At 43.5% G+C, this 2,583-nt stretch carries 2 protein-coding genes; both read left to right on the top strand.

What is annotated here, in order from left to right; translation table 11 throughout:
- A partial coding sequence (locus tag F6K49_RS40480) for an aminotransferase class IV (protein WP_293106504.1) occupies positions 1-310 on the top strand: 310 nt, incomplete at its 5' end.
- A 523-nt stretch (positions 311-833) separates the two neighbouring features.
- Positions 834-2,583 (top strand): PAS domain S-box protein (locus F6K49_RS40475; protein WP_293106501.1); only part of this gene is annotated, 1,750 nt, incomplete at its 3' end.

Here is a 2,583-nt window from a genome sequence, read left to right as displayed (position 1 = left end):
GAATTGGCTGGAAACTAGCACAGGTAACTTATGGGGATGGGGAGATGGTCAGTGGTGGACACCACCAGTGGAAGCTGGAATTTTACCAGGTGTGATGCGATCGCATTTAATTGAGTGGCTGACTTGCCAAAATCAGAGAGTTCGTGAGGAACCTTGGTCACCCGAGTTGGTAAGACAGTTGGATGCGATCGCATACACTAACTGCGTGGTGGAAGTTGTTCCCATTCACCGGGTGATTCAAGGAAATTCTGAACGAGTTTATGACCCACTACACCCAGTTTTACAAGACTTACGTCAGGTTCACTATTAACTTTTAAGTATTAACTATTAACTGTTAATTGACGAAAAAATTCGTACTCTGTTTATTGATCAGGGGTTGCCTGACATTAGCTGACAGCTTTTGAATCAAACAGGTAAGCATTGGTTTAATCTGATTTACGTCAGCATTAGGCTGACGGCTGACGGCTGACGGCTGACGGCTGACTGCTTACCAAAGTAGTTGTTTGTACGGTATACACCCAATGATGATTATCAAAAATTCAATTAGGTATGGATAAATCCACTTATCTTTCCCTCTGTTGATAATTATTTGGTAGCTCAAAAAATCTATGCAATTACAATTACCGAGTTTTAAATTTGGTGCTTTCTGATTCAACCAATAGATTAGATTCGGTAAATTTCAGGATATAGCTATAGTAAAAATCCGTATTTATACGGTAAATTAATTCATCAAAATTGTGTAAATTCAAGACATATATTTATAATTACAAGACAATTTTCGTAAGAAATATATTAAAATGGCCCCTAGAGGGTCTGGGAGATAATATCTCGGTATGCCCTACTCAATGGTTTTGGTCTGGCTCAATTTTCTCATAGAAACTGTCCCAATTAGCGATACAGATAGAGCAATGAGTGGTCTCTATGACCTACAGTTAGTTGTTCTATGCATTGCTATCGCCTCGATTGTGACCTATACGGTGCTGATTCTAGCTAGACAAGTAAAAACCTCACAAAAGACTAACCGTAAAGCTTGGCTGATCGGTGGGGCAATGATCATGGGAATTGGGATCTGGTCAATACACTTTTTGGGAATGCTAGCATTCCGCTTCCCCACCCCTATCACTTATGATACGCCAATGGTACTGCTTTCTTACTGGGTAGCAGTGCTAATATCTGGTGCCGTACTCTATAGTGTCAGCCGCATCAACAACCTCAGACAGTTAATGGTGGGCAGTGTGGTAATGGGATTAGCGATCGCATCCATACCCTACCTACTGATCGCTGCCATGAGAATACCAGGGCTGATTCACTACAACCTCTTTTTTGTTGCCCTATCCGTTGTTATAGCCAGCTTGACATCGTTTTTCATCTTGTGGCTATCCTTTGATGTGGGGGTAGGAACCGGAAAAGTCCTTCATGGGTGGAAGGTTTGCTGGGCAGTGATCCTGGGATTAGCCATTACCTCTGTACACTATACAGCCATGATGGCAGCCAAGTTCCCCGTTACTCCACCATTAGACACTGGGTTTTCTGCGACATTAAATACTTCGGTAGTAACAAGCACCATAGGGATAACTAACCTAATCATCTCCAGCCTCACCTTACTTGCCTCAAATTACGAGCAGAAAACGAGTAAAGCACTGCAAGCTCTTAGACAAGAAGCATTGCAAGAAAGCGAAAGGCTATTCCGGACAGTGATTCGAGAAATGCAGGTAGGGGTGTTGCTATTCGAGGCAAAAACCGAATTCATGCTCTTTAATCAGGCGGCTCTGGATATACTGGGCTTCACCGAAAGTGAATTGTTGGATAAAAGTCCTTTTGGTTCAGATTGGACTATCATTCACGAAGACACCACTCCATTCCCCACTGAAAGTCGTCCTATCCAACAGGCAATTAGCACCCGTAAACTGGTAAGAAATGTGGTTATGGGTGTCCACAATCAAGCGACGAAAGATTGGGTATGGTTACTAGTGAATGCCGATCCCCAGGTGGGGGTGGATGGGTCAGTAGAGCAAGTCATTTGTACCTTTAGTGATATCACCAATCGTAAGCGAGCCGAGGAAGCACTGCAGCAAGCTGAAGCGAATTATCGCAGCATCTTTGAGAATTCAGTAGAGGGCATCTATCAGATTACACCCGATGGGCGCTTTATTAGTGCCAATCCAGCCTTAGCGAGAATCTATGGCTATTCTTGCCCAGAAGAACTAGTAGAGTCGATCACGAACGTTTCAAAACAAATTTATGTGGACACTGAGGGTCGTAACGAGTTTACTGACAGAATCGCGGAAAATGGCGCTGTATCATCCATTGAGGCTCAGGCTTATCGCAAAGATGGTAGTGTAATCTCGATTTTGGAAAATGTGCGCCCTGTCCGAGACACTAATGGAAATTTGCTCTACTACGAAGGCTCTGTTGAAGACATTACCGAACGCAAGCGAGTTGAACTGGCCTTGCTGGAGAGAGAGGAGCAGTATCGGTCAGTGGTGGAAAATGTGCAAGAGGTTATTTTCCAAACCGATGGGGTTGGGGTATTTACCTTTCTTAATCCAACTTGGACAGAAATGACTGGCTTTTCTGTAGCGA

Source organism: Moorena sp. SIO3I6 (assembly GCF_010672095.1).
Note: the sequence above shows the minus strand (reverse complement) of the source record. Positions and strands in the feature narration are given on the sequence as shown.